This is a genomic window from Mycobacterium sp. E3339, assembly GCF_001666915.1.
In the GTDB taxonomy this organism is placed as follows: domain Bacteria; phylum Actinomycetota; class Actinomycetes; order Mycobacteriales; family Mycobacteriaceae; genus Mycobacterium.
This window is the reverse complement of sequence record NZ_LZIZ01000181.1, coordinates 1-22,041: the sequence shown is the minus strand read 5'-3', so window position 1 is coordinate 22,041 and position 22,041 is coordinate 1. Positions and strand designations below refer to the sequence as shown.

Here is a 22,041-nt window from a genome sequence, read left to right as displayed (position 1 = left end):
TGGCGGTGCGGTCCGGGCCGGCGTCGGTCACGATCAGAGCCGTCAGCGACGCGACCGGCGTGTCCAACGGCGCGCTGTACCACTCGTTCGGCTCGCGGGCGGGGCTCGTCGGCCGCGCCTGGCTGCGAGCCGGGCACCGATTCCTCAGCGCGCAAACCGATTTGATCGACGCCACGCCGGCCGGGGACGGCGTCGACGCCGTGGTGGCGGCGGCCGAGGCGCCGGCGGTGTTCGCCCACCAACATCCCGAGTCGTCGCAACTGCTGCTCACGGTGTGCCGCGACGAGCTACTGGGCCTTCAGACGCCGCCCGACATCGCGGCGCAGCTGCGCGACCTCGACCGGCTGCTGGTGCAGACCATGATTCGGCTGGCCCGCCTGTTGTGGGACCGCAAGGACGCCGCGGCCGTCGACGTCATCACGACCTGCATCGTCGACCTACCGACCGCGATCCTGTTGCGCCGCAACAGGATCGATGACCAGGGCGCGCGGGAACGGCTGCGCGCCGCGGTCAAGGCCGTTCTCGACGTCGGGGAGCCCCGGCGCGGGACCATAGAAAGGGACCAGGCATGACACCGACACTCGGCTGGGACGACAAGATCGCCATTCTGCACCTCGGCGACGACGAAAACCGGTTCTCCCCGGAGTTTCTCGACACCTGCAACGAGCAGCTCGACGAAATCCAAAGCGCCGCCCAGGGTCTGGTCACGACGGGTGGCGACAAGTTCTACACCAACGGGCTGGACCTGGACTGGCTGGGCGCGCACGGCGACCAGACCCAGGCCTACGTCGGGCGGGTGCAGGCCCTGCTGGCCCGCGTCCTGACCTTCCCCCTGCCGACCGCGGCCGCGGTGACCGGGCACGCGTTCGGCGCCGGCGCCATGCTCGCCATGGCCCACGACGTCCGGGTGATGCGCGCCGACCGCGGGTTCTTCTGCTTCCCCGAGGTCGACATCCGGATCCCGTTCACCGACGGGATGGCCGCCCTGATCCAGGCCAAGCTCACGCCCCGCGCGGCGGTGGCCTCGATGACGACTGGCCGGCGCTTCGGCGGGCAGGAGGCCGCCGAATTCGGCATCGTCGATGCGACCGCGGCCGAGGGCAAGGTGACCGCGGCCGCGACCGACCTGCTGCGCCCGCTGGCAGGCAAGGACCCCGGCACGCTCGGCGCGATCAAGCAGACCATGTTCCGCGCCGCGGCGCGGGCGCTGACCGAGGTCTGAGCAGCCGCGATTGTTACCATCGCGCGGTGGATGACCGCCGCCGGGGATTCGTTTCGCGGCGAGACCTGCTGAGATCCGCGCCGGCGCTGCTCGGCGCCGCAACGCTGATAACGGCCCCCCGCGCGTCAGCCGGTGTCTCCGGGTCGTCGGTCTTCCTCGACCCCGGCCACAACGCGGTCAACGACGCGTCGATCGGCCAGCAGGTGCCGAACGGGCGCGGCGGCACCAAGGAGTGCCAGACGTCGGGTGCCGCCGCCGACGACGGCTACCCCGAGCACGCGTTCACCTGGGCCGTGGTCGGGCTGATCAACGACTCGCTGAACCAGATGGGCGTGCGCACCCAGCTGTCGCGCGGCAACGACAGCTCGGTCGGCCCCTGCGTCGATCAGCGCGCCGCGGCGGCCAACGCGATGCGCCCCGACGCGATCGTCAGCGTCCACGCCGACGGCGGCCCCGCCTCCGGCCACGGATTCCACGTGAACTATTCGAGCCCGCCCCTGAACGACGTGCAGGCCGGCCCCGCCGTCCAGCTCGCCACCGCGATGCGGGATGCGTTGGTGCAGGCGGGTTTTCAGCCGTCCAACTACGTCGGGTCGGGCGGGCTGTACGGGCGCGCCGACCTGGCGGGGCTGAACCTCGCCCAATACCCGGCGATCCTCGTCGAACTCGGCAACATGAAAAACGCCGACGACGCCGCGCGGGTGGAAAGCCCCGACGGCCGGGCGCGCTACGCCGCGGCCGTCACCCAGGGGATCGTCGCCTACCTCAATAGCAGGTAGCGGCTCAGCCGCCGAAGCTGCCCCTCGACGTCGGCGCGGCCGGCGGCCCGCTCAAGTCGAGGTGGCTGGAGGCGAAGGCGACGCCCTTGTCGATCACGGCGTTGTCGTCGGCGTAGGTGTTGTGTGCGGAGAAATTCATCCCGTCGGAGCAGACCGGGTCCTCAGTGGCGCAGACCTTGATGGTCTTGTCCTGGTAGGCCGGGCCGATGACCACCGGGGGTTCGCCGAGGAAGTTCATCGCGCGCACGTTGGGCATGCCGAACAGCACGACCGAGGACACGTGCTGGGCGACCGACGGGTCCAGGGGCTTGGGCACGGTGTTGGGGTCGACACCATCGGGCACGGCGGCCGAGGTGACGAAGCCCATGACCGCGGCGCCCTGCGAGTAGCCGCCGAGCACCATCTTGGTGTTGGGGCAGTCATGCGCCATCGAGTTGACGTGCGCACCCGCGTCACGGATGCCGTCGAGGCCGGTGTCCCACTGGTCGCTGGCGGGGTAGTTGACGGGGTAGACGTCGAACGACCGGGACCCCATGCGCGAGTGCAGGGCGTCGACGAAGGCCTGCCCGGTGGGGCCGACGCCGGGGGCTTCACCCGTGCCGCGGGCGAACACCACCTGAACGTCGGGACATTGGGCCGACGCCGTCGGGAGGACCGAACCGGCGAGGGCCGACGCGCCGAGGCCCGAGGCCGCGACCAGCGCGGGAGTGAGGGAACGGATGAAGTGACGTGCGATCATGCCGCGACTGATGCCCATACGAACGCCTCCAAAACTGTCACGAGTGCAATATCCGTCTTTCCTGTATACCGAGCCGCGACGACAAGCGTCGGATGAGGTCCGCGTGTCGACGCAACAAATGAATCCATTCTGATGCGTTCGGGCCGGATCGGCATCTTACGAAAAAGCTTTCGGGCCGTCGTTTGGCCCCGTACCCCACGGGTAGCCGAACCGCGAGACACACGATCCAGCTAGGGAAAGGTGACGACATGGCTACCGGGGAAACGGGTTTCGACGATGTGGCCTTCGACTTGGTCTCGGTGCAATACCACTCGCTGAAGGCCGGGCATGATTACGGCCAGTACGTGCGCGACGCCAAAAACGCGGGCATGGACGACATCGCGTCCTTCTTCAGCGAGGTCATGGAACAGGACTCCGAGCGCGCGCGGCGCTGCCACGAATTCCTGGGCCGGCTGCAGGGAGCGTCCACCGGCGGCTAGCCTCCGGATCCGACTGTTGGACAGGCGCTTTGGCGCGGGCGGCGTAAATCGCGCGTCGTCAAGCGTCAGGCGGCTGTCACTTGTGCCCATTGCCGAGTTCGCGTGATGGTGTCGGCGAGGTCACATGCTGACAAACGTGTGTGCGTCATACCCGGCTCTTTATTAGAGTTACGTAAGGTAAGTCGAAGCATTTGGTAAGTAAGCACGGGGCAATAACACGGAGCATGTTTGTGAACACGGACCGATACGACGCCGTCATCGTGGGGGCGGGCTTCGGCGGCATCGGCGCCGCGATCCAGCTCAAGCGCCTCGGGTATGACAACTTCGTCATCCTCGAACGCGAGGATGACCTGGGCGGCACCTGGCACGTCAACCACTACCCGGGCATCGCCGTCGACATCCCGTCGACCACCTACTCGTACTGGTTCGAGCCCAATCCGGGCTGGTCACGGCTGTTCGCCCCGGGCGGCGAGGTCAAGCAGTACGCCGCCGACGTCGCCGACAAGTACGACGTGCGCCGGCACATGCGGTTCAACACGACCGTCGAGGGCGCCCAGTGGGACGAGGACGCTTCGGTATGGCGGGTGGCGCCGGCCGACGGCCAAACGCTGACGACCCGCATCCTGATCACCGCGACGGGCTTCCTGTCGCAGCCGCGCATGCCCGACATTCCCGGTGTCGCGAGCTTCGCTGGCAAGGTGGTGCACACCACCGCGTGGGACCACGACTACAGCTACCGGGGCCGCCGGATCGCCGTCATCGGGACCGGGGCGTCGGCCGTGCAGGTGATCCCGGAGCTGGCCAAGGAGGCCGGCGAGCTGACCGTCTACCAACGCACCGCCACCCACGTGCTGCCCAAGGTCGACTTCGGGTTCTCGCCCGGCGTGCGGCGCCTGTTCGGGCGGGTGCCGGCGGCGCAGCGCGCGCTGCGGTGGGTGACCGACATCATCCTCGAGATCATCATGGTCATCGGGGCGCTGCACTTCCGGGAGACCCGGGGCCGGGGCAACATTTCCGCCTCCGACCTGGCCAAGATCAACCGGTTCCGGTGGATCCGGGACAAGGAACTGCGGGCCAAGCTGACCCCCGACTACGACATGGGTTGCAAGCGGCCGACCTTCTCCAACGTGTTCTATCCCGCCTTCAACAAGCCGAACGTGCACCTGGAGACCACCTCGATCGAGCGGATCGAGGCGGACGGCATCGTCACCGCCGACGGGCGCAAGAGGGTCATCGACACCCTGGTGCTGGCGACCGGCTTCGACCTGTGGGAGGCGAACTTCCCGGCCATCGAGGTGGTCGGGCGCAAGGGCCGCAACCTGGGCAAGTGGTGGCGCGACACCCGGTTCCAGGCCTACCAGGGCGTGTCCATGCCGTACTTCCCCAACTACCTGAGCCTGGCCAGCCCGTTCGCCTTCTCCGGCCTGTCCTTCTTTCACACCATCGAGTACCAGATGCGGCACATGGAGCGGCTGCTCGGTGAGGTCAAGCGCCGCGGCGCGACGACCTTCGAGGTGACCGAGGAGGCCAACGAACGGTTCCTCGAGCGGATGACCAAGCGCCTCGACAATTCGGTGTTCTACGCCGGCGACTGCGCCACGTCGCGCTCGTACTACTTCAGCCCGAGCGGTGAGGCGTCGCTGCTGCGACCGACGTCCACGCTGAACGCGGTTCACGAGGGCCGGACGTTCCCGCTCGACGACTACGTGATCGCCTAGTCACACCGGCCACTTGCGCCCCTGGCCGGGGTGGTCGACCGTTTGCCCGCCTCACAGCGACAACGTGCTGCATCCCCCGGTTGTCGCTGTGAGGCGGGCACAACGCCCATTGCCTCTCTTCCCGTGACCGGTGAGGCCCGTGTGACTCGTGGCGATCACCCGAAATCGCCCCGGACCGTTTGCCCGCGCCCGAGCGGGGTAATCAGCCTGAGCGGAACCACGTCCGCAAGCCATGCGAAAGATGGTGGGGCCCAATGGAAACACTGTGCCGTTTGTGCGCCTGTCTGGCGGCGCCCCTCGCCCTCGTGCTGGGGAACATGGACGCGCCCCAGCACTCTGTCGCCGAGGCGTACGCGCTCCAGCCGCCGACCAGCGTTGCGCAACCGAACTAAAGCACCGGTTATGCCGGCGGCATGAGCACCGTGTCGATCATGTACACGGTCGCGTTGGCCGTGGGCACCCCACCGCAGACCAGACCCGCGTTGTTGACCCGAAGGCCGTTGCCCTGCCCGGTCACGTTCACGTTCGCGCCCTGAACGGTCTTGTGCGCGCCCGCGACCTTCGCGGGGCTCAGCTGGCCCGGCACCACGTGATAGGTCAGGATGCTGGTCAGCAGGTTGGAATCCGTCTTCAGCTGGTCGATGGTCTGCGCCGGCAGCTTGCCGAACGCGGCGTCGGTCGGCGCGAACACGGTGTACTGCCCGTTGTTCAACGTGTCGACCAGGTTGACGTTCGGGTTCAGCTTGCCCGACAGCGCCGACGTCAGGGTGGTCAGCGCCGGGTTGTTGGACGCCGCCACCGCCACCGGAACCTGCGACATTCCTTCCACCGACGCCGGGCCGCTGGGGTTGGCGGCCGCATAGTCGGAGCAGCCCGGCCCCACCAGATCGGCCGCCGCCGCGGTGGGAGCGGTCACCACACCCAAACCCAGCATCGCCGCTACCGCGAACCCCTTCGCTGCCGTCCTGTGTGCGTTCATCGCGTTTGACTCCTTTGGTTGGTCCGACCTTTGCGCAGTGATTCGGAGCGCGGACATCTTCGGATGGGTGGCGGGCAAAAAGTTTTTAGCCGTAGGTGAACGAATACACCTGCAGCCCTTGGTCGGGACGTACCTCGAGCGTCTCCGACTGCGAGTGATCGGCCGCGACGATCTGGTGCGACGTCGGCGGGCCGCTGATGGGGATCACGACGGATCGTCCGCCGCGGGTGACGGTGAGGGACCCGGTGCCGCCGACGACGATGTAGACGTTCCTGGCGTGGTAATTGAGCTTGATGCTGGACTGGTTGCTTGCGGCGGTGGCGCCCTGGTAGTCCAGCGACCACGGACCGTTCAGCGCAAAGCGATCGGCGGCCAGGTTGGGCGGATAGGCGAAAGTGGTTGTGCCCTCGTCGTATACCCCGTTGCCGCCATAGTTGACGACCTTGCCGACGCTGAGGTAGGTCTCGGGCGTGGTCCGCTCCGGCAGGGCCGAGCGGCCGGTGTCTGCCGGCGGTGGCAACTCGGGGCCGGGGTGTGCGGCGACGATCAGCTGCCTGATCAGATCCTCGGTGACGTTGTAGTCGCCCTCGCCGAATTTGATGTGGCGCACCTGGCCGGCGGGGTCGATCAGATACTCCGCGGGCCAGTACCGGTTGCGGTAGTTCGTCCACGTGGAGTACCCGTTGTCCAAGGCGATCGGGTAAGTGATGCTCAGGTCGGCGGCGCCCTTGGCGACGTTGCCGGGCACCTGTTCGAACGCGTACTCCGGGGTATGGACCCCGACTACCTCGAAACCGTCGCCGTGGTAGGCGTTGTACCAGCTGACGACGTGTTGGATGGCACGCTGGCAGTTGATGCACGAGTACGCCCAGAAATCGATCAGCACGACCTTGCCGCGCAGGGACGCCAGTGGGACCGGTTGGTTGCCGGGCGTGTTCAGCCATCCGGTGATGCCCGTGAGATCGGGTGCGGGGCCGCAGTTTTCGAGGTCCCGGTTGCCGTCGCTGCAGTTCGACAGCTGCGCGTTCTGCTCGTTGACGATGCCGCCGAGGTAGAGCTTCTCCTGGACCCCGGGGTCGGCGGCCAACTTTTCTTGCAGCCCGATGGTGTAGTCGGGAACGGCGCGTTGCAGAACCGCGGGGATGTTGAACACCAGTCCCACCGCGAGCGCGATCATCACGATCCCGGCCGTGACGCGGATATCGCGCTGCCGCCGCCGGAACGCCACCACCCGCTGGGCCACCCGATGGCCCGCCAACGCGAAGAACAACAGCGGCAGCGCGGCGCCCAGCGCGAAGGCGCCGGTGAGCACCACCGTGCGCGGACCGAGGGGAGCCGTGGCGCCGGCCACCACGATCGCGGCCAGAATCGGCCCCGCGCACGGGACATACAACACGCCCAGCGCAAGCCCGAGACCGAAGCCGCCGCCACCAAACCCGAACTGCTTCTGCGGGATACGCGCGAACGGGCGCTCCAGCAGCCGTTCGACCCGCGGGAAAATCAACCCGAAACCGATGGCGACCAGGGCGACCAGGGCGACCCAACGGATGGCGTCCTGCGGCAGGTGCAGCAGCGACAGCAGCGTCGAGCCCGTCAACGTGACCAGGGTGAAGCTGAGCACCAGCCCGCCGATGACGAGGTAGGGGCGGGCGCTGCGCGACGCGCGCCACGGACGTGTCGCGACATCCACGCCCCCACCCGGAACCGGTTGTCGGGCAGGGGCATCGGCGCGGCCTTGCGCGCCGGCGAAGAAGATGACCGGCAATACCGGCAGGATGCACGGCGATACGCCGGTGATGAGACCCCCGACGAAGCCGATCAGCGCGATGGTCAGCATGAAAGACATTCGCCGCCGAGCGCGCCGTGGATGGGTGCCGCCGCAAAAAAACAGCCCGGCCGAAGCCGGGCTGTTCATCCAGGTGGTTCACTGGGCCGGCGGCATCAGCACCGTGTCGATCATGTACACCGTCGCGTTGGCGGTGTGCACCCCGCCGCACACCAGACCGGCATTGTTGACTTTGAGGTCGTTGCCCTGACCGGAGACGGTCAGCTTGGCGCCCTGCAGGGTGGTGTGGTCACCGTCGATCTTCATCGGGCTCGCCTGACCCTGCACCACGTGATAGGTCAGGATGCTCTTCAGCAACTGCGAGTCCGTCTTGAGTTTGCCGATGGTGCCCGCCGGGAGCTTCTCGAACGCGGCGTTGGTGGGCGCAAAGACCGTGTACTGGCCGCTGTTCAGCGTGTCGACCAGGTTGACGTTCGGGTTGAGCTTGCCCGACAGCGCCGACGTCAGCGTGGTCAGCATCGGGTTGTTCGACGCCGCGGTGGCGACGGGGTCCTGAGCCATCCCCGCGACCGAACCCGGGCCGCTGGGGTTCTGCTTGGCGTAGTCACCGCAGCCGGCACCGATCAGATCCGCCGCCGGATCGGTGGTGGCCACCGTCGTCATCGGAGCCGTCACCACGCTGACGGCCGTGCTGCTGCCCATCGTCGGCCCAGCCGCCGGCTTGTTGTTCGAACACGCCGAAAAACCCACTACCGCAATCGTCGCGAGCCCCGCCGCCGCGATTGCCCTTCCGCGAACGTTGATCATCGCGTTTGCACCCCTTCTCCTGCGGCGGCCCATAGCGCCGCCTTTCCTACCGGACAGGAGTGATTCGGAGACGAGGGGGCCGCGGACGGATTTTCCGATCAGCTGAGGGGCAGCGCGGCCAGTATGGTGCCGGTGGGCTTCGGTGAGCCGGTGCCGGGTTCGACGGTGAACGCCAAAGTGGTCGACGATCCGAGGTTAGTGAGCGTCGCGGTGGTCGACGGCGCCACCGCAGCGGTGCCCATCGTGCCGGCCGACGTCGGCCCCTTGTCGCCGAGCAACCACATCTGGTAGACCGTCCCGGGTTTCGGCGGCGGGACGTTGTTCATCACCAGCACACCGGCGTTGCGGTCGTGGGAAAAGACCACGGTGGCAGTGCCATTGCCGAGCGGGCCGGAAACGGTGCGCACGTCCGGGGCCGCGAACACCTGCTCGGCGATGGTCGACGGCGGGTGCGGGCGCATCGCTATCCCGACGCCGAACGCGACGGCACCGACCACCGCCGCTGCTGCCGCCGCCGAAAGGGCGGCGCGCCAACCGAATTTGCGCCCGTCGCGGGCGGGCAGCGCCGCCAGCGTGGCGGCCCGCAGGTGCTCGGGTGGTTCGACCGCCGTCGTCGCCGAGACGGCTGCCATGGTCTCGCGGACGGCGCGGACTTCGCTTTCGAAGGCCGACGCCACCGACCGCGGGGCGGCCGCCAGCCGCCGCTCGATGTCGGCGCGTTCCTCGTCCGAGACCGCATCCAACGCGTATGGCGTTGCCAGCTCGAGCAATTCGAATTCGTTCGGTTCCGTCATGGCACTTCCAGGCAGTTACGCAGGGCGCGCAGCGCGTCGCGCATGCGCGACTTGATCGTCGACAGGTTCGCGGCCAGCCGGTCCGAGACCTGGCTGTAGGTCAGTCCGTCGTAGTACGCCAACTGGATACACTCCCGCTGGGTGTCGGTCAACGCGCCCAGGCATTCGACCACCCGGCGACGCTCGTCGCCGGCGATCGCCGAATCGGCGACGACGTCGGTGGCGGGGTCGGCGCTCGCCGCGGCGTAGCGGGCATCCCGCTTGCCGGACGCTTCCTCGGCCCGCACCCGGTCGACGGCCCGCCGGTGCGCGATCGTCAGCAACCAGGACAGGGCCGAGCCCCTGGCGGAGTCGTAGTCCGGCGCGGTTCGCCACACCTCGCAGTAGACCTCTTGGGTGGTCTCCTCGCTGTAACCGGAGTCGCGCAGCACCCGCATCACCATGCCGTACACCCGACTCTTAGTGAGGTCGTAAACCGCCGCGAACGCGTCGCGGTCCCCGCGCGCGACCTCGCGCAGCAGTGCGTCCAGGTCCTTGCTGGGCGGCGGCGGTCCGGTCATCGATCGGTAGCCTAGCGCCAGCCCGGCATCGGCAGGGCCGGATCCGACCGCCGGCCGCGCCGAGGTCCCGACATGTATCCACTCCCGGTATTCGTAGCCCGGGCCCGGGCGGACGGTTCCCGTCAACCGCGCGAGCGGCCATGATTGGCGGGTGGTCAAAGCTCTGCTGTTCGACGTGCAAGGCACGGCGACGGACTTTCATTCGACCGTCTGCGACGAGGCGCGCCGGATCAGCGCCGGGCGCCACCCGGACGCCGACTGGCCCGAGGTGGTAAGGCGTTGGCGCGCAGGCTACTTCACGACGTTGGAGCAGGCGCGGGCCGACCAAAGCGAGTGGGTGTCGGTGCAGTCGGTGTATCGGCGGGCGCTCGACGCCGTGCTGGACGAGCGCGGCATCGCGTTCACGGAGGCCGAACGAGACGAGCTGACTCGGGCCTGGCGACGGCTCAAGCCCTGGCCGGACGTGGTCGCGGGGCTCACGCGCCTGAAAGCCGGGTACACGCTGGCCACCCTGTCCAACGCCGACGTCTCAGCCGTCGTCGAGATCTCCAAGCGGGCGGGCCTGCCGTGGGACGCGGTCTTCGCCGCCGAGATGGCTGGGGTGTTCAAGCCCGACCCGGCCATCTATCGGATGGCCGCGACCTATCTCGGCCTCGAGCCCGCCGAGATCATGATGGTGGCCAGCCACAAGTACGACATCCGCGCGGCGGGCCGGCTGGGCTTCGCGACGGCCTTCGTCGCGCGTCCGCTGGAGTTCGGAATCGACGGCGAGGCCGACGTGGCCTATTCGGACGAGTTCGACGTCAACGCGTCCGACTTCGGCGACCTCGCGGCGCAACTCGGTTGCTGATCAGCGGCGCGCCGACCCGGTCAGGGGTTGCCCGTTGGCGGACTGCAGCAGGCAGATGACCGTGCTCGGGGTGGGGTCGGCGCCGGTGCGATCCTGGTTCGAGTCGATCAGATAGGTGATCGAGAACGGGCTGCCGTCGACGGGTCGGCCGGTGTATGGCGCGAATCCCTCGTTGCAGTCCTTGTTGGCGACGATGGCGACGGCTTTGTCGACGGCCAGAGGACCACGCAGATACACCTCGGCCAAATGTGGTGTGCCGCAGTCGACGGCGGTGACGGTCACCCGGCTCAGGTCGATCGGCGGGAGGTCGGCCACGCAGTCGCCGACCTGCAGGTCGATCCATTTGACGGTGTGCGAGGTGGTGGGGGCGGCCGTGGCGCCGGCGCAGGCAGCCAGCATCGCCGCGACGGCCAGGCCGCCTAACGCATAAAGCCCACGCATGCGGAAAGTCTAGGCACCCGTCAGCGCCGGGTCGGGCTTTTCCGACGACATCGACAGGAAGCCGCGCGCGCAGCGCGCGGCCAGCAGCCAGTTCGCCGGCTTCTTGAAGTCCAGCCCGCCGAGGAGCTGCTTGATCATGGTCAGCGTGTCGAAGTAAATGCGTTCGCAGACAAGCGTTTCGGAGCCGTCGAACACGAAGTATGCCGTCATGCGGACCCGGAACCGGCTGCCGGTGGGCGGGACCTTGCCCAGATATCCGCAATGTGTGCCCATCAACCAGAACTCGACGATCACCGCGTCGGCGCTGTGCCGCAGCGCGATGATCTCGTGGTCCTGATCGGGAAACGCGGTCCGCGTGTAGGTGTAGTACTCGCGCACCGCGGTGTCGCCGTCGTGCACGATCATCTGCGGGATCAGCTCGTAGCGCGGATGCGGGAACGTCGCCAGCACGTCGTCCCAGTCCTGACGCACCTCGTCGTGGAAGTGGTCGAGCACCAGCTTCTCGCGGGCGGCCAACACCTCCGGCGAGGGGAACGCGGGAACGGTCATCCGCGGGGTGGGGTCCAGGCGACCGGCAGGGTCTTGATGCCGTGGATGAACTGCGACAGCAGCCGCGCGGGCTCGTCGACCGCGACGATGTCCGGGATTTCGCGGCGCAGCTCGTCGAACACCACCCGGATCTCGCGGCGGGCGAGGTTGGCGCCCAGGCAGAAATGCGCGCCGCCGCCGCCAAAACCGAAGTGCGGGTTAGGCGTACGCGCCAAGTCGAACAGCCAGGGGTTGTCGAACGTCGACTCGTCGCGGTTGGCCGAGTTGTACCACAGCACGGCCTTGTCGCCCTCCGCCAGCTTGGTGCCGCTCAGCTTGAAGTCGCGGGTCAGGGTCCGCCGCATGTACACCACCGGCGAGGCCCACCGCACGATCTCCTCGACCGCCGTGGGCGCCAGCCGGTCGAAGTTGGCCCACCACTTCTCCCGCTCGTCGGGGTAGCGCGACAGGGCCAGCACACCGTGGCTGATCGCATTGCGGGTGGTCTCGTTGCCGGCGACCACCAGCAGGATGAAGAACGACGCGATCTCGGCCGACGTCAGCCGTTCGCCGTCGACCTCGGCTTCGACCAGGCTGGTGGTGAGGTCGTCGTGGTGATTGAGCCGGCGGTCCTCGGCGAGCGCGCTGGCGTACGCGCCGATGTCCATCGAGATCTTGAGGAATTCGTCGAAGTCGGTCGTCAGGTCGGGATCGCCGAACCCGAGAATCACGTTGGTCCAGTGGAAGATTCGCTGATGGTCTTCCTCGGGGATGCCCATCATGTCGCAGATGATCTGCAGCGGCAGCGGGCCGGCGAGCTCGGTGACCAGATCGGCTTCCCCGTTGGGGTGGTTGGTGATCAGCGCCGAGACCAGCCGGCGCGCCCGCTCGCGCACCGACGCCTCGATGCGCGCCACCACCTTCGGGGTGAACGCCCGGCTGACGATCGAGCGCAGCCGCTGGTGTCGCGGGTCGTCGAGCACGATCATCGAGCCGAAGTATTCGGCGATCTCGGGCGCGTTGTCGTTGACGGTGATGTTCGGCGTGCTGCTGAAGATCTCCGGGTGACGGCTGGCGAAGTGCACGTCGTCGTGTTTGGTCAGCGACCAATAGCCCTCGCCCGCCTCGAATCCCTCCATCTCGATCGCGGGCCAGAACGACAGCGGCGCCTCGCGCCGCAGGGTGGCGAAGGCGCCGTCGCGGAAGTCGTCGTCCAGGCCCCAGAAGTCGAGGGAATCGAGGTGGATGTCGGCGAGGGGGACCTCGGGCGGGGGCGCCCCGTTGGTTCGCGTCGCGATGCCGGTCTTCAGACTCACCAGAGAACCTCCTGCGGATTAGTGCGTGCAGACGGTCCGGCCGCCCGCCGACTGCGCGTCGGCGACCACGTTGCCGTCGAGCAGAATCCGGCAGCGGATGGGCCCGACGCCCTGCGCGCTGACCACGAACACCTGGCCCCCGAACGAGGTGAACTCCGTCGACCAGGGCAGCGGCGCGTTCACCTGGTGCAGCTGGCCTTGGTCGGTCTGGTACGAGATGTACTGCGCGACGCCGGTACCGGTCACCTCGTAGCGGGCCTGGGGCATCTGCGGGATCGCGTGGGCCACGGGGGCGGCCGCGACGCCGACAGCGAACAGGACCGAGAGCGCTCGCACATGCTTCGTCATGATTTGCATCGTGTCATCACATGCGGTGCTAGGGAAGCTTTCCGGCTAGTCGAAGGTCGGGCCGGTCTAGGGTGAGTCCCACGGGGGCTGGTACGGGAAGGTGAGTATGTCGGAACACGGCACAAAACGTGTGGTGGTTTGGGGCACCGGCTTCGTCGGCAAGATGGTGATCGCCGAGATCGTCAAGCACCCGCTGTTCGAGCTGGTGGGCGTCGGCGTCAGCAACCCCGACAAGGTCGGGCGCGACGTCGGCGACGTCTGCGGGCTGGGAGCGCCGGTGGGCGTCATCGCCACCGACGACGTCGATGCCCTGATCGCGCTGAAGCCCGACGCGCTGGTGCACTACGGCCCGACCGCCATGCACGCCAAGGACAACATCGCGCTGATCACCCGCTTCCTGCGAGCCGGCATCGACGTGTGCTCGACCGCGATGACGCCGTGGGTGTGGCCGACCATGCACCTCAACCCGCCGAACTGGATCGCGCCCATCACCGAGGCCTGCGAGCTGGGGGAGTCGTCCTGCTTCACCACCGGCATCGACCCCGGGTTCGCCAACGATCTGTTCCCCATGACGCTGATGGGCCTGTGCTCGGAGGTGCGCCGGGTGCGGGCGTCGGAATTGCTGGACTACACGAACTACGAAGGCGATTACGAAGTCGAGATGGGCATCGGCCGCGAGCCCGAATACACCCCGCTGCTGGAAGACTCCAACATGCTGATCTTCGCGTGGGGCGCCACCGTCCCGATGATCGCGCACGCGGCGGGCATCATGCTCGACGAGATCACAACCACCTGGGACAAATGGGTGACGCCCACCGAGCGCAACACCGTCAAGGGCGTCATCAAGCCCGGGCACGTCGCCGCCGTCCGCTTCACCATCAACGGAATCTACAAGGGCGAGACCAGGATTCAGCTCGAGCACGTCAACCGCATCGGCCTCGACGCCGCCCCGGACTGGCCCTGCGGCCACGACAACGACGTCTACCGGGTGGACATCGAGGGCACGCCGAGCGTCTTCCAGGAAACCGCGTTCCGGTTCACCGACGGCTCGGGCCGCGACGCGGCCACCGCCGGGTGCCTGGCGACGGGGATGCGGGCCCTCAACGCCGTGCCTGCGGTCAACGACCTGCGGCCCGGCTGGGTCACCCCGCTCGACCTGCCGCTGATCGCCGGGGCCGGCAACATCCGCTGACCCCGCACACAGCGGGCACCTAGGTGTCGCTGAGACGCGGTACAGGTTTCGGCGGCACAATAACGGCTAGCCGAGTGCGAGTCGCTGGAGTTGGGGTTTGGGATATATGGCCAATGGAGCTGGGACCGCGCTGGGCCTGTCGATCGGGGCCACCAACCTCGCGGCGGTCGCCGCGGACCAGGCCGTCACCCGCAAACCGGTCCTGACGCTCTACCCCGAGCGCGCGCCGGAGGTCGGCATTCCCGCGGAGAACCCGCGCCTGGACCAGCCCGGCCTGGTCATGACGGGTTTCGTGAACCGGGTCGCCGACCCGCGCGGCATCGTGGCGGCTGACGGCTCGGTGCACCGCGGCGAGGAACTGGTCGCCGACGCCATGCGCGCCGTGGCCTACGCCGTGACCGGCGGCCGGCCCCTGCCCGAGAGCGTGGCGGTGACCTATCCCGCCCACTGGGCCTCGCCGACGGTCGACGCCGTGGGCACCGCGCTGAGCGCGGTGGCCGAGTGGTCCAACCGGGCGCGGCCGCTGCTGCTGATTCCCGACGCCGCGGCCACGCTGTTCGCCGTGCGCACCAACCCCGGCATACCGGCTCGCGGCACCGTGGCGGTCTGCGATTTCGGCGGCAGCGGCACCAGCGTCACGTTCATGGCCACCGATGGCGACTACCAGGCGCTGGCCCCAACCCTGCGCCTGAACGACTTCTCCGGCGACTCGATCGACCAGGCGCTGCTGAGCGCCGTCGTCTCCAACATGCCCAGCACCGCGGGCTTCGACCCGGCGGGCACCGTGGCGATCGATTCGCTGAGCCGGCTGCGGACCGCCTGCCGGGCCGCCAAGGAGGAACTGTCGTCGGGCGCGACGACCGCGCTGCGCGACGGCCTGACGGGCGACGTGACGGTGACCCGCGCCGACCTCGACGAGGCGATCCGCACACCGCTCGACAGGTTCGTCGCGGTGCTGGAAAACACGTTGGCGCGCAACGGGATCCAAGACTTGGTGGCGATCGTCGCCGCCGGAGGCGGCGCGAATATCCCCGCGATCACCACCGCGCTGTCGCAGTACTTCCGCGTCCCGGTGATCACCACGCCGCGCCCGCAGCTCACGGCCGCCACCGGCGCCGCGCTGCGGGCGGCGCACGGACCCGACGAAAACGTGGCCACGGCGTCGGCGCCCGCCGCGCCCGCGACCGCCACGGCGAAGGCCGCGCCCGCCGCGAGCGCCATGCCCGCGCGGGCGTGGTCGCAGACCGCGACCGAAGCGCGGGTGACGCCTCCTGCCGAACCATCGAGTGAGCCCGAGAAGCGCAAGCGGCGCCTGTTCCGGCTGCCCGTGCTGGCGGCGGTCGTCGGCGCGGCGGCGGCCGCGCTGCTGGTGGGCACCGCGCTCACGATCGGCCTGCACTCGGCGAACAAATCGGCGACGACGCCGGCACCCGGCGTGACCAGCAGCCCGGCTCCCGCACCGCCGGCCAACACCGCGACCGCTCAGCCACCGCCGCCCACGCAAGAGGCGCCGCCACCGTCGGTCACGGATACCAATCCACCGGCCAACACCGAGACGCCGTCCACCACCGTCCCGTCAGCCAAACCGCAGCAGGCGCCGCCGCTGGCGGCCGCGCCACTTCCCGCGATCCCGCGGATCCCGGAGGTGCCGCCCATTCCGCCGGTGCCCGGCCTCAACGAGCCCATCCCCGGGCTGGACCGGGTCAACCAGATCATTCAGGGGATCGGGGGAGACTTCGGCATTCGCGGCATCCCCCAACTGCCCGGGCTGGGAACGACCCAGTAGGTCAGCCCTTTTCGCCCTTGTTCTCCGCCTTAGCGGCCTCTTTGAGCTTCTCGTTGAGCTCTTTGTCCTTTTCGATCTGCTCTTTGAGAGCTTCCTCGTCGCGAGAGTCGTCCGACTTGGTCTGCTCGCCGGAATCTGCACCCTCGGCTACTTCGTGCTTGGGGTTGCCGTCCTCGTCCAGCCAGTCGTTGACCGCGGTGCCCGAAACGCTGCCCCCGGTGCCGGGCAGCACGATGGTGGGCTTCTCTTTGTAGGCCTCCATCATTTCGGCGGCCTTCTCTTTGTCGCTTTCGTCGGGCTCCGGCTTCTCCGTCAGCTTCTGCTCGTCGTCCTGATCGTCGCGTCGATCTTTGTCCTGATCGTTGGCCTGATCAGTCGATTTGTCATCCTGCACGCTCATGCAAAACCCCCTCGCAGTCGCAGTCGCGATGTGAGGGGGTTACCCGTTGCGGCGTTGTGTCGAAACTCTCACCGGCCGAGTCGCTCGCGCTTGACCAGCTCGACGAGCGCCAGCGGAATCCGCATCGGCTCCGGCGCGGTCGACAGGTGCGCCGCGACCGCCCGCTCCAGCTGGTCGACGAATTCCCCGGCCCGCGCGTCGTGGGCCCCGCCGTCCAGCCCGCGCACCAGCGCGGGGAACAGGGCCGCGCGGGCGAAGGCCGCCCACTGCCCGCCGAAGGCCTCGGCGTCGCGGTCCACCTGGTAGCGGGCCCAGAAGCGATCCTGCGCGTTGAACGTGTCGAGGTGGTCGATCGTCAGGCCCTCGAAGCGCCCGCTCGGCGCGAACGGGGCGCGAAAGTCCTTCTCGCTGCGGGCAAATGTGGGGATGGTCATCCGCCGCGCCTCCTCCTGGCGCAGCAGGCCGTCGCGCACCTGATCGCGCAGCGCCGTCAGCATCGCATCGAGCAGCGTCGGGAATCCGGACGTGCCGTCCTCGTCCTGGGCGATCGTCATCACCACCAGCCGCCCGTCGGGCGCCAGCTCGCGGCCGCGGAACGCCACGAAGTTGTGCCAGTCCAGGGCGGCCCGCTCGGCGTATGCCGCGCGCGCAGCCGCGTCGCTGCTGTAGGTGACGTGCACGTGGTCGGGCACCTCGCCCGGCACCGTGCTCAGCCACTGCGTCCCCCACGACGACCAGCCGAGGTTGACCGTCTTCGACGGCACGATCTGGTCGTAGAACGAGCGGCCGATCGACGACGCGAACGTCGCCGCGTCGAGCTGCAGGTAGCTTTCCGGGTCGTCGGACAGGGTGTGAAACAACGCCGAGAAGTCATTGTCCGGAATGTCGGTGTGCACCACCAGGATTGCGTGGTCCTGACGGGTGCGGCGACGCAGCACCGCAATCGCCGCCGACAGGGGCTTGAGCGAGTTGTGCCCGTTGGCCGCGCCGTAATCCGCGATGACGATCGGCTGAGGGGCCTTGGGCAGCGCCACCTGCTCGGCGGCGCGCTTGAACAACGCGATCGCCGGGGCCAACCCGGCGGCCTGCAGGCGCGACGACTGGGTGTAAACCGGCTCGGGCCGGACCACAATGCTCGATTCGGGCATCCGAGGCTCAGGCCGCATGTCCCAACGATAGTCGTCAGCTTGGCTTCGGGTAGCTCACGCCGGTGAGTTGCTCGGAGAGCTCCCAAAGCCGTTGGCAGTCAGCCTCATTGCGCGCCCGCTCGGGCACCTTGGCCAGCCGCACCCCGCCGCCGGCCGCCTCGTAGAAACCGCGGGGCCCGTAGAACGCGCCGCCCTCGGCGTGCGGCGCGGCGGCCGCGTACAGCGCCGGCAGGATGCCCTCGTCGATCTCCTGCCACAAAAACGGGGTGAACCGCCAGGACGCCTTGTACAGCCGCTCCATCAGCGCGGGCTTCTCGCGGCCGTGCGACGGCCCGGCGATCTGCAGGTTGGTCTTGGTCAGGCCCGGGTGCGCGGCGTTGGAGACGATGCCCCAGCCGGCCGCCCGGCTGCGCCGGTCCAGCTCGAGGGCGAACATCAGCACCGCCAGCTTCGACTGGCCGTACGCCGACATCGCCGCGTAGGACTTCTCGAAATTCGGGTCGTCGAAATGGATCTTGCCGCTCTGGCGGGCCGCCAGGCTGCTCAGCGAGACGACGCGCGCCTTGCCGGCGGCGCGCAGCAGCGGCAGCACGTGCCCCGTCAGCGCGAAGTGGCCGAGATGGTTGCTGCCGAACTGCAATTCGAAGCCGTCGGCCGTGGTGTCGCGTTCCGGCGGCGTCATCACGCCGGCGTTGTTGATCAGGATGTCGATCGGTCGGCCCTCGGCGTTGAGTTGTTCACCCAGGGCGGCGACCGAGGCCAGCGACGACAGGTCCAGCGACTTGATGGTCAGCTTGGCGTCGGGGACCGCGGTGCGGATTTCGGCGATCGCCTTCTCGCCTTTGGCGCGGTTGCGGATCGCCATGACGACGTCGGCGCCGGCGGCCGCGAGACGCCGGGCCAGGCCGAACCCAAGGCCGCTGTTGGCACCGGTGACGATTGCCAGCTTGCCCGACAGGTCGGGCACCGTGGCGACAAGATCGTTGGCCATGCGTAACGCTCCTCTCGGTGTAGCCCGGGTCCAGTGTGCGCCGTTTGCCGCCCCGGTGACACACTGCGTGGATGAGCAGCCGACGGCTCGCGAAGCTTTCGCTGGCCGCTGCCATCGCGATGATGGTCGTATCGGTGGGCGGTTTCATCACCGCCCTGGTGCTCAACGCCTTCTTCCTGGACAAATACAACGCCTACGGCGAGGTGCCGATCCCCGGGTCGGGCAGCGTCTACCTGCCGGCCGGCGACGTCACCGTCAGCCTGCACACCGTCGTGATCAGCGGTCCCGACCGCGGGCTGCCCGTGCCCCCGCTGGGGGTCACAATCGCGCCGCCCGAGGGGGTGGCGCAGCCGGTGGTGACCGAGAGCATCGGGACCACGACGACGGTCAACAACGACGCGCACGTGCGGGTGTGGGTGGCGCGGATCGCGGCCAACGGCACCTACAACATCACCACCGACGGGCAGGTCAACGGCTTCATCGCCCCGCGACTGGCCTTCGGGCACCAGAGTTCCTATGGCTTCTTGGTGTGGCTGTTCGTCGCCACCTTCGTGGCGGGGCTGGTCGGCGCGCTGTTGGCGGGCTCATGGCTTGCCCGCACCCGGCGCCGGGCGGTGGTGGCGGCGAACCCGTCGTATCACGCTCCCGCCGTTGCGGTGGCCCACGAGCCGACCGACGAAGGCGTGCGGCTGGAGCGGCTCAAAACCCTTGCGGCCCTGCGGGATTCCGGGGCGCTAACCGATGCGGAGTTCGAGGCCGAGAAGCGCCGCGTGCTGGAGGGGCGTTAGGGCCGGATTCGGCTGGGGGTGGAAAAAGCCGCTCAGTGGCCGCGGGCCACCCACTCCTCGTAGTGGACGATCTCGTCGCCGATCGTGGTGCTGTCGCCGTGGCCGGTGTGCACCACCGTCTCGCCGGGCAGCTTGCCCAGGCGCTCGGAGATGGACTCCAGGATCGTCGGGAAATCCGAATACGAGCGGCCGGTCGCGCCCGGGCCGCCGGAGAACAGGGTGTCGCCGCTGAACACCACACCCAGGTCGTGCGAATACCAGCACACCGATCCCGGGGAATGGCCCGGGGTGTGCAGCGCTCGCAACTCAGTCCCGCCCACGCTGATGGTTTCGCCGTCGGACACCGACCGAAAATCGCTGTCCGGGTGCGTCATTCGCCACAACACCTCGTCGGCCGGGTGCAGCAGCACCGGCGCGTCGAGCGTCTTGCCGAGCTCCGGCGCCACCGTCACGTGGTCGTTGTGGCCGTGGGTGCACACCACCGCGACCACATGGCGGCCGCCCACCGCCTCGACGATCGGCGCCGCGTCGTGCGCGGCGTCGAACACCACCACGTTGGAGTTGTCGCCGATCAGCCAGATGTTGTTGTCGACTTCCCAACTGCCGCCGTCGAGTTCGAAGGTGCCGTGCGTCACCACCCGGTCGATGGACACCATCAGAGCACCACCACCGACCGCAACACCGAGCCACCATGCATCTTGTGAAACGCCTCCTCGACGTCGTCTAGCCCGATTCGCTCGGAGACAAACTTCTCCAGGGGCAGCCGGCCCTGCAGATAGAGGTCGATGAGGGTGGGGAAGTCCCGTTCCGGCAGGCAATCGCCATACCAGGACGACTTCAGCGAACCGCCGTGGCTGAAGAAATCGATCAGCGGCATCTCCAGCTTCATGTCGGGCGTCGGAACCCCCACCAGCACAACCGTTCCCGCGAGGTCGCGGGCGTAGAAGGCCTGCTTCCAGGTTTCGGGCCGGCCGACGGCGTCGATGGCCACGTTGACCCCGAACCCGTCGGTGAGGTCTCCGATGGCCTCGACGACGTCGGCCTGGCGCGCGTTGATGGTGTGGGTGGCGCCGAACTGGCGGGCCCAGTCCAGCTTGGTGTCGTCGGTGTCCACCGCGATGATGCGCCGGGCGCCCACCAGCGCGGCGCCGGCGATCGCGGCATCGCCGACACCGCCGCAGCCGATCACCGCGACGGTGTCGTCACGGGTGACGGCGCCGGTGTTGATCGCCGCCCCGATGCCGGCCATCACCCCGCAGCCGAGCAGGCCCGCGACGGCCGGGTCGGCGGCGGGATCGACCTTGGTGCACTGGCCGGCGTGCACGAGCGTCTTGTCGGCGAACGCCCCGATGCCCAGCGCCGGCGTCAGTTCCGTGCCGTCGGTCAGCGTCATCTTCTGCGCGGCGTTGAAGGTGTCGAAACACAGGTGCGGGCGGCCGCGCTTGCAGGCGCGGCACTGCCCGCAGACCGCCCGCCAGTTCAGGATCACGAAGTCGCCCGGTTCGACGGCGGTCACCCCGGGGCCGACCGCCTCGACCCGGCCGGCGGCCTCGTGGCCGAGCAGGAAGGGGTACTCGTCGTTGATGCCGCCCTCGCGGTAGGTCAGGTCGGTATGGCACACCCCGCAGGCGATGATGTCGACCAGGGCCTCACCGGGACCCGGGTCGGGGACGACGATGTCCACCAATTCGACGGGCTCGCCCTTCTTTCGCGAAATCACGCCGCGCACTGTCTGACTCATGGCCACCAACCTACGGTGTAGCGTCCCAGGGCGTGACGGCAGCAAGCGAGACCGGGCTCGAAACCACCGAGGAATTCAGCGAACGGATCATCGCGGCCATCGACGGCGCCAGCCTGACGCTGCTGCTGAGCATCGGGCATCAGACCGGCCTGTTCGAGACGATGGCCGGGCTCCCGCCGGCCACCAGCGCCCGGATCGCCGAGGAGGCCGGCCTCAACGAGCGCTACGTGCGCGAGTGGCTGGCCGGCATGACCACCGGGCGCGTCGTCGACTACGACGCGGACACCGCCACCTACTCGCTGCCCGCGCAGCGCGCCGCCGTGCTGACCCGCGCGGCCGGCCCGGACAACCTGGCCCTGGTGGCCCTGTTCGTCCCGCTGCTCGCCGAAGTCGAACAACAGATCGTCGGCTGCTTCCGCGCCGGCGGCGGGGTGCACTACAGCGAATTCCCGCGCTTCCACGCGCTGATGGCCGAGCAGAGTGCCGCGGTCTACGACAACGCGCTCGTCGACACGGTGCTGCCACTGGTCGACGGGCTCGTCGACCGCCTGCGCGCGGGGGCCGACGTGGCGGACTTCGGCTGCGGCAGCGGCCACGCGATCAACGTGATGGCAGGGGCGTTCCCGGCCAGCCGCTTCACCGGCGTCGA

At 68.7% G+C, this 22,041-nt stretch carries 24 protein-coding genes and 1 pseudogene; 10 read left to right on the top strand and 15 right to left on the bottom strand.

Going from position 1 to position 22,041, the window contains the following annotated elements:
• Nucleotides 1-5 precede the first annotated feature (5 nt).
• The 3 genes from A5702_RS16555 to A5702_RS16545 are packed head-to-tail and all read left to right on the top strand — an operon-like array spanning nt 6 to nt 2,001.
• On the top strand, nt 6-572 hold the full coding sequence (locus A5702_RS16555) for a TetR/AcrR family transcriptional regulator (RefSeq protein WP_082956091.1): 567 nt from the start codon (nt 6-8) through the stop codon (nt 570-572).
• On the top strand, nt 569-1,222 hold the full coding sequence (locus A5702_RS16550; protein WP_068221992.1) for an enoyl-CoA hydratase-related protein: 654 nt from the start codon (nt 569-571) through the stop codon (nt 1,220-1,222). The genes A5702_RS16555 and A5702_RS16550 overlap by 4 nt, the downstream gene beginning before the upstream one ends.
• 26 nt (nt 1,223-1,248) lie before the next feature.
• A complete protein-coding gene (locus A5702_RS16545) occupies nt 1,249-2,001 on the top strand; it encodes an Rv3717 family N-acetylmuramoyl-L-alanine amidase (RefSeq protein ID WP_068221990.1) in 753 nt (250 codons plus the stop codon).
• A gap of 4 nt (nt 2,002-2,005) precedes the next feature.
• On the opposite strand, the gene A5702_RS16540 is transcribed toward A5702_RS16545, so the two are convergent.
• The gene (locus A5702_RS16540; RefSeq protein WP_068221988.1) at nt 2,006-2,758 is read right to left on the bottom strand and encodes a cutinase family protein; all 753 of its coding nucleotides are present in this window, start codon (nt 2,756-2,758) and stop codon (nt 2,006-2,008) included.
• A gap of 230 nt (nt 2,759-2,988) precedes the next feature.
• Between A5702_RS16540 and A5702_RS16535 the strand changes: the two genes are divergently transcribed.
• Together A5702_RS16535 and A5702_RS16530 are read left to right on the top strand one after the other, a co-directional pair.
• Complete coding sequence (locus A5702_RS16535) at nt 2,989-3,219, top strand: acyl carrier protein (protein ID WP_068221986.1); 231 nt, start codon at nt 2,989-2,991, stop codon at nt 3,217-3,219.
• Between the two features lie 230 nt (nt 3,220-3,449).
• On the top strand, nt 3,450-4,937 hold the full coding sequence (locus A5702_RS16530) for an NAD(P)/FAD-dependent oxidoreductase (RefSeq protein ID WP_068221998.1): 1,488 nt from the start codon (nt 3,450-3,452) through the stop codon (nt 4,935-4,937).
• Between the two features lie 400 nt (nt 4,938-5,337).
• On the opposite strand, the gene A5702_RS16525 is transcribed toward A5702_RS16530, so the two are convergent.
• The 5 genes from A5702_RS16525 to A5702_RS16505 form a co-directional block, all read right to left on the bottom strand.
• Nucleotides 5,338-5,916, bottom strand: a complete 579-nt coding sequence (locus A5702_RS16525; protein ID WP_067819889.1) for a fasciclin domain-containing protein — start codon at nt 5,914-5,916, stop codon at nt 5,338-5,340.
• An 85-nt stretch (nt 5,917-6,001) separates the two neighbouring features.
• Entirely contained in the window at nt 6,002-7,753 is a 1,752-nt protein-coding gene (locus A5702_RS16520; protein WP_068221996.1) for a cytochrome c biogenesis protein CcdA, read from the bottom strand.
• Between the two features lie 87 nt (nt 7,754-7,840).
• Nucleotides 7,841-8,404 carry a fasciclin domain-containing protein gene (locus A5702_RS16515; RefSeq protein WP_369817925.1) on the bottom strand — a complete coding sequence of 188 codons (564 nt, stop codon included), beginning with the start codon at nt 8,402-8,404 and terminating at the stop codon, nt 7,841-7,843.
• Nucleotides 8,405-8,607: 203 nt separating this feature from the next.
• Nucleotides 8,608-9,303 (bottom strand): anti-sigma factor domain-containing protein, encoded by a 696-nt coding sequence (locus tag A5702_RS16510; protein ID WP_068221982.1) that lies wholly within the window; start codon nt 9,301-9,303, stop codon nt 8,608-8,610.
• Nucleotides 9,300-9,863 (bottom strand): sigma-70 family RNA polymerase sigma factor, encoded by a 564-nt coding sequence (locus A5702_RS16505; RefSeq protein WP_068221994.1) that lies wholly within the window; start codon nt 9,861-9,863, stop codon nt 9,300-9,302. Before A5702_RS16505 ends, A5702_RS16510 begins: the two co-directional genes overlap by 4 nt.
• Nucleotides 9,864-10,014: 151 nt before the next feature.
• Here A5702_RS16505 and A5702_RS16500 point away from each other — a divergent pair, with 151 nt between their 5' ends.
• Nucleotides 10,015-10,713 carry a haloacid dehalogenase type II gene (locus tag A5702_RS16500; RefSeq protein ID WP_068221980.1) on the top strand — a complete coding sequence of 233 codons (699 nt, stop codon included), beginning with the start codon at nt 10,015-10,017 and terminating at the stop codon, nt 10,711-10,713.
• Here the strand turns inward: A5702_RS16500 and A5702_RS16495 are convergent, their stop codons facing one another.
• Genes A5702_RS16495 through A5702_RS16480 form a run of 4 tightly spaced genes read right to left on the bottom strand, consistent with a single transcriptional unit; the run spans nt 10,714 to nt 13,346 of the window.
• Nucleotides 10,714-11,154: a hypothetical protein gene (locus A5702_RS16495; RefSeq protein ID WP_068221977.1), complete on the bottom strand. Its 441-nt coding sequence runs from the start codon at nt 11,152-11,154 to the stop codon at nt 10,714-10,716.
• A gap of 9 nt (nt 11,155-11,163) precedes the next feature.
• Nucleotides 11,164-11,703, bottom strand: a complete 540-nt coding sequence (locus A5702_RS16490; RefSeq protein WP_068221975.1) for an ester cyclase — start codon at nt 11,701-11,703, stop codon at nt 11,164-11,166.
• A complete protein-coding gene (locus A5702_RS16485; RefSeq protein ID WP_068221973.1) occupies nt 11,700-12,998 on the bottom strand; it encodes a cytochrome P450 in 1,299 nt (432 codons plus the stop codon). Before A5702_RS16485 ends, A5702_RS16490 begins: the two co-directional genes overlap by 4 nt.
• An 18-nt stretch (nt 12,999-13,016) precedes the next feature.
• A complete protein-coding gene (locus tag A5702_RS16480) occupies nt 13,017-13,346 on the bottom strand; it encodes an MmpS family transport accessory protein (RefSeq protein ID WP_197281321.1) in 330 nt (109 codons plus the stop codon).
• 106 nt (nt 13,347-13,452) lie between these two features.
• Between A5702_RS16480 and A5702_RS16475 the strand changes: the two genes are divergently transcribed.
• Nucleotides 13,453-14,538: a dihydrodipicolinate reductase gene (locus A5702_RS16475; protein ID WP_055405146.1), complete on the top strand. Its 1,086-nt coding sequence runs from the start codon at nt 13,453-13,455 to the stop codon at nt 14,536-14,538.
• A 106-nt stretch (nt 14,539-14,644) separates the two neighbouring features.
• Nucleotides 14,645-16,324 carry an Hsp70 family protein gene (locus A5702_RS16470; protein WP_068221971.1) on the top strand — a complete coding sequence of 560 codons (1,680 nt, stop codon included), beginning with the start codon at nt 14,645-14,647 and terminating at the stop codon, nt 16,322-16,324.
• A 1-nt stretch (nt 16,325) separates the two neighbouring features.
• On the opposite strand, the gene A5702_RS16465 is transcribed toward A5702_RS16470, so the two are convergent.
• The 3 genes from A5702_RS16465 to A5702_RS16455 form a co-directional block, all read right to left on the bottom strand.
• Entirely contained in the window at nt 16,326-16,724 is a 399-nt protein-coding gene (locus A5702_RS16465) for a hypothetical protein (RefSeq protein WP_068221969.1), read from the bottom strand.
• Nucleotides 16,725-16,792: 68 nt separating this feature from the next.
• Entirely contained in the window at nt 16,793-17,890 is a 1,098-nt protein-coding gene (locus tag A5702_RS16460; protein ID WP_068221967.1) for an SAM-dependent methyltransferase, read from the bottom strand.
• 16 nt (nt 17,891-17,906) lie between these two features.
• Complete coding sequence (locus A5702_RS16455) at nt 17,907-18,863, bottom strand: SDR family oxidoreductase (RefSeq protein WP_068221965.1); 957 nt, start codon at nt 18,861-18,863, stop codon at nt 17,907-17,909.
• A gap of 71 nt (nt 18,864-18,934) precedes the next feature.
• Here A5702_RS16455 and A5702_RS16450 point away from each other — a divergent pair, with 71 nt between their 5' ends.
• Nucleotides 18,935-19,651 carry an SHOCT domain-containing protein gene (locus A5702_RS16450; protein WP_068221963.1) on the top strand — a complete coding sequence of 239 codons (717 nt, stop codon included), beginning with the start codon at nt 18,935-18,937 and terminating at the stop codon, nt 19,649-19,651.
• Nucleotides 19,652-19,683: 32 nt separating this feature from the next.
• On the opposite strand, the gene A5702_RS16445 is transcribed toward A5702_RS16450, so the two are convergent.
• Both A5702_RS16445 and A5702_RS16440 read right to left on the bottom strand, forming a co-directional pair.
• Nucleotides 19,684-20,307, bottom strand: coding sequence for an MBL fold metallo-hydrolase (locus tag A5702_RS16445; protein WP_067819923.1), 624 nt, complete (start codon nt 20,305-20,307; stop codon nt 19,684-19,686).
• Nucleotides 20,307-21,392, bottom strand: coding sequence for an S-(hydroxymethyl)mycothiol dehydrogenase (locus tag A5702_RS16440; protein WP_055405153.1), 1,086 nt, complete (start codon nt 21,390-21,392; stop codon nt 20,307-20,309). The genes A5702_RS16445 and A5702_RS16440 overlap by 1 nt, the downstream gene beginning before the upstream one ends.
• Nucleotides 21,393-21,424: 32 nt before the next feature.
• On the opposite strand from A5702_RS16440, the pseudogene A5702_RS16435 reads away from it, so the two are divergent.
• Nucleotides 21,425-22,041, top strand: a pseudogene (locus A5702_RS16435) (methyltransferase); the annotation flags it as partial.